Below are 4,498 nucleotides of genomic sequence, written 5' to 3'. Positions count from 1 at the left end.
GGAGTGCCACGGCCTACAGCAGACCCTTGCGGGGTCTGCCGGACCTGTACGCACATGCCGCCACTGCTGAGCCGTAATGAGCCAGCCAGCGAGGAAACCCACACGTCATACCTACACCGGTGCCGTTCCGTTCCAACCTGCCTTGATTCACGTCAAGGCAGACTCCTGCCCTCCGTCACCCTGCCCAGTGCCGCCCGGTGTTACCGCTGTGGTCGAGGTAACCGGCTGGAAGTCACGTTGGAGGGCATCAAGACAGCATGAGCGCAGCGAATCCCCTATCGGTTCACGGGCTTCGGCTGGGGCCTTCGCCCGGACTGTGATGGAACCATGCTGGGACCGTTCCGCTGGTGCTCCACGGTCTACTATCGAGCGGCTGTCGCCGCTCCCAGATGACTGCATAGTGCAATCGCTCCTTTGGCCCGCTCACCAGGGGTGAGATTCCTTGTGGCAGTAGGTAGGAATGGGGCTAATGGTACGGTTGTTACCATGAATTCTGTCTACATACAAGAGGGCCTGAATGGGGCGTCCTAAGAGCCTTCCGGAGGTCTGCTCTCGCCCTTTTTGTGCGAAGCCCGTACGGACCCGTGTTTACTGTGCGACGCATGCTCAGGCATGGCGTCGGAAGTACCAGGATGATCGGTGTGACTGGCCCGGGTGCGTCGAGATCATCGCCACAGATGAGTGGTATCAGCCCCGCAACGCCAAGACCGGCAAGCTCAAGAAGACCGCCGGCCGCACTATGGACACCGGCAGTGGACGCCTGAGCTACTGCCGGCGTCATGAGGGAGAACACTTACGCCCATCACGGGCAGTCGAGGAACTGAACACCACTCGGCTTGGAGACGGCCTCGATGTAGAGGGCGAGTGCTGGGTGCCGAAGGCATCACGTCCCAGTCTGAAGAACAACGCGGCCACGTTTGATCCTGAGGGATCGAACGGCAAGGTTCATTGGCCGTACCATCGTGCAGTTTGGGGGTTGCTCATGGACGGCCATAGGCAGCGAGAGGAACTGGACCACCTCACTGGGTGTGCGGTCCAGGCGCGGTGCGCCAATCCCGCTCATATGGAACCAGTAACCCACCTCGAGAACATGGCGCGCCGTGCGGCACGTAACCAGGCGAGGACAGCTTGCAAGCCTTTTGGCCCCAAGACCTGTGGACCTTCGATCAACTGGGACGCCGCGGAAAGGCCGGCGGTCGTCGCCTTCGCTGCACGGTTTGGTCTGCCGTTACCGGCGAGGGCCGGCCTTTCTCTATAAGCAGAACTCCCCTAGAGGGCAGCGTGACATGTCTTGCTCGCGACACACCCGAGCGGCGCGACACGCCGAAGAATGTAAATCTCTTAGTAGCCGCCTAACCAGACGTAACCCTACCTATCCCTACTTATCCCTACTTATCCCTACTTATCGGTATTTGATCAAGAGCGTCAGGAAATGACTGAAATGTCTAAGAGTTCTGTGGATAACTCCGGAAAATATGGCGGCTCTACTGCCTAAGATCCGCGCCAATACTGGCATGTAGAGGGCATACGGCGTTACCTATGTTGCAAAGTAGGGGCGCTGGTAGGGGATAATGGGGTACGTACACCGGACGTGCCTGGTGTAGACGTTCTTGAAATGCAAAAAGGGGCCGATTGCAGTCGGCCCCTCGCAACCCAAACGTCCCGTCAGTCAAGCACAGAAGCTCTTGGGTAATTGTTGTAACGCTTACATCAATCACTTTAGACCTCTGAGGCACGCGCGTGCCAATGGGAGTTGGCATCGGCTTGGACTCTCAAGGGGTATCAGCCATGGTGAAGATCATCGCCGTCGCCAACCTTGCGGTGAACGTGGTGCGTCTCGTGATCACGGTTATCCGCGGCGGTTGCGACCTGTAGCAGGCAGGACGGGAGGGCGCTGGGACTACGGTCCTGGCGCCCTTTCCTGTGTGGGCAGTACTCGCCTGCTCATCTGCTCCGTGAAAGGCACTGGGAAGCAGCCAGAAAAACTTTCCATCATGTTAGATCCGAAAGGCGCTATACGACCCGGTCCCGGCCGGCAAGCGCGTCGGGGTCCCTCCCCCCCTGGGGGGGTGGAAGGGAGAGCATCACTGCATGCGCTTCCGCTTCCGCGTGTTGTGGATCAGTCCGAGTATGGAGCTTGCCAAGCGAACCCCTGCGTTGAGTGCGGCGAGCCATGCACGCAGGCGCTCCGGGTCGATGGTGGTCAGGAGGTCGAGCAGGTCCATGGTGGTTCCTTCGGTTGTTGCACCAGTGGTGTAACTGGTCGCATCAGGGGAGAGGGCCGGGATTGACTCTCTGCTCACCTCTATGCGGCTCGACCGTTGGTAGGTGTCGCATTTGCGCAGCACTATGGGGGGACGGGAACCGTCCCTACTGACCCGACAGGTGTCATTGGATACGGCGTCATCATGGCCATTCATACATCAAGGGAACCCTTGGTGTATGTTTGGCTCATGGCACCGAAGAAAGTAACCCGATCCCGACCGCTGGCACTCGCGTACATCCGCGTCTCGACTGAGGACCAGGCGGACAGTGGAGCATCACTGGAGGCGCAGCGTACTGCGCTCACGCTGGAGGCTGAGCGCAAGGGCTGGGATGTGGAAGTGGTGGAGGATGCCGGCCTCTCGGGCAAGAGTATGAACCGACCAGGGCTCACGTCGGCACTGGAGCGGCTGGAGGCGGGGCAGGCTGACTGGCTCATGGCCACCAAGCTCGACAGGCTCAGTCGCTCAGTGGGCGACTTCGACACCATCGCCAAGCGTGCCCGACTGGGAGAGCGGGGGCAGCTCTTCGGGCTGCACATCTTGGACATGCCGTATGACCTGACGACGGCTAACGGTGAGTTCATGGCAAACATCATGATCAGCACGGCGCGCTTCGAGCGCCGGCTCAACGGGGACCGCACTCGTACCGGCATGGCTCAGCGCAAAGCTGAGGGCAAGCATGTAGGCCGCAAGCGGCAACTCCCCGCCGAAGTCGTGGAGCGGATTACGGCGGCTCGCGCCGCCGGGCTCAGCATGGCGAAGATCGCTGACGCCCTAAACGCGGACGCCGTGCCGACTGCTCAGGGGGGCGCCAAGTGGCACCCCTCCACCATCAAAGCTGTTCTTGCCAGCGTCGAGCGTGAGGCATTGGAGGGGTTCACCGCATGAGCTTTGACACAAAAACGGCAAACGCAGCGGACATCTACCGACACCTGCTGGACGTACAGGACAGGCTTAGTGAGTTGGTTGCTGAGGATCGGCTGACGTTGGAGCGCAGCGCCGAGCAGACGCACGGCACCGCGCGGCGGGCCGTGGCACGGGTGAATCAGCAACTGGAAGAAGCACGGCAGATCCTTGCATGGATGGAGACCAGCGACTAGGAACGGGGCCGGCTCTTGTGGCCTGCCCTCAGAGGCCCCGCATCGGGTCTGTGAGGGCCTAACAGGACAAGGATGCGGGAAGTACCCGGACACTTTGCGAGGCCGTCTAAGGCGAGCGCGTAAACCGTAGACGGCATCTCTTAGCGCGTGTCTCGCGCCCCGCGTAGGCGCTGCAGAAAGGTTGGCCTCGAGGCCGGCTGAGGATGACCAGGCATTGGCTCTACGCGAGCCGCTGGCGCGCTCGCAGGGGTGGCAGTGATGGGGGCTTCAAGCATCCGTAATGCCATGGCTTGAGTCTCGATAACCCGCTCTCGCTCAGTGGCGATGGCCTCGGCAACCGCGGCCCGTTGCTCTGCGGCAGTGAGCCGCGAGCGCAGCATGTCGAGTTCTTCCTTCAGTGCCGTAGTGGGGCCGTCATCGGCCCACATCATAGGTGTCATGGGGGTCGCATCTGACGGCGGTGGCGTGGTGGCAGGCATGAGACCCGATTGGACGAGAGCCGCAATCGGAATACGCCACCCTGCCGAGGTAGATGTAGCTCCCAGTTCCTCTAGATCACGGCGTCTGCGCCGCAATGTAGATACCGAGACGCCGCACGCTTTCGCGGCGGCGGCAAGACCTAGCACGGGGCCACCAGCCGGGGCTACCTGACCGCCCATCAGGGCGTCATCTTTGGGCGTCACGCTGGAGGGTGGGGGCATGAGTCCACGGTACGGCGGGACTGCTGTCCCAGTCTGCAACGTCACCGCGCCACGCCGTTTAAAAGCGGAATCCCCACCAGCGCCAACCAGTGGGGATACCTTGAATTCGTCATTCAATCGAATATCGCAAGTCTACCAACCGCGCCAACGGTTGGCATAGACGAACGCGGGAAGGCAACCCCGCGTGTCGGATCCTCACTCTCGTGAGCATCCCTCACACAACACGCTAAGCCGAGTACCGTATCCAACCGGGTGGCTGCTTACCGGGTCAAAGCCGGTTCCTTTGTCGAGCGTGCAGGCAGGGTCTATCACTGGGTTGAGCAATCCCCAGGATCAAAGGAGTGCCACGGCCTACAGCAGACCCTTGCGGGGTCTGCCGGACCTGTACGCACATGCCGCCACTGCTGAGCCGTAATGAGCCAGCCAGCGAGGA

5 protein-coding genes are annotated in these 4,498 nt (G+C 61.2%); 3 read left to right on the top strand and 2 right to left on the bottom strand.

Going from position 1 to position 4,498, the window contains the following annotated elements; all coding sequences use genetic code 11:
• Window positions 1-1,537 precede the first annotated feature (1,537 nt).
• On the bottom strand, window positions 1,538-1,621 hold the full coding sequence (gene cas5, locus ACIQCY_RS18135) for a CRISPR-associated protein Cas5 (protein ID WP_400485196.1): 84 nt from the start codon (window positions 1,619-1,621) through the stop codon (window positions 1,538-1,540).
• 125 nt (window positions 1,622-1,746) lie between these two features.
• Here cas5 and ACIQCY_RS18130 point away from each other — a divergent pair, with 125 nt between their 5' ends.
• Entirely contained in the window at window positions 1,747-1,875 is a 129-nt protein-coding gene (locus ACIQCY_RS18130; RefSeq protein WP_400485195.1) for a hypothetical protein, read from the top strand.
• A 209-nt stretch (window positions 1,876-2,084) separates the two neighbouring features.
• Here ACIQCY_RS18130 and ACIQCY_RS18125 read toward each other — a convergent pair whose 3' ends face one another.
• Window positions 2,085-2,225 (bottom strand): hypothetical protein, encoded by a 141-nt coding sequence (locus ACIQCY_RS18125; RefSeq protein WP_400485194.1) that lies wholly within the window; start codon window positions 2,223-2,225, stop codon window positions 2,085-2,087.
• A gap of 228 nt (window positions 2,226-2,453) precedes the next feature.
• Between ACIQCY_RS18125 and ACIQCY_RS18120 the strand changes: the two genes are divergently transcribed.
• Together ACIQCY_RS18120 and ACIQCY_RS18115 are read left to right on the top strand one after the other, a co-directional pair.
• Window positions 2,454-3,152, top strand: coding sequence for a recombinase family protein (locus ACIQCY_RS18120; RefSeq protein WP_400485193.1), 699 nt, complete (start codon window positions 2,454-2,456; stop codon window positions 3,150-3,152).
• Entirely contained in the window at window positions 3,149-3,364 is a 216-nt protein-coding gene (locus ACIQCY_RS18115) for a hypothetical protein (RefSeq protein ID WP_400485192.1), read from the top strand. Before ACIQCY_RS18120 ends, ACIQCY_RS18115 begins: the two co-directional genes overlap by 4 nt.
• Window positions 3,365-4,498: the final 1,134 nt, after the last annotated feature.

The organism is Arthrobacter sp. NPDC092385 (genome assembly GCF_044755105.1).
Lineage (GTDB): Bacteria > Actinomycetota > Actinomycetes > Actinomycetales > Micrococcaceae > Arthrobacter_D.
The sequence above is the reverse complement of the archived record's forward strand: the minus strand, read 5'-3'. Positions and strand labels throughout refer to the sequence as shown.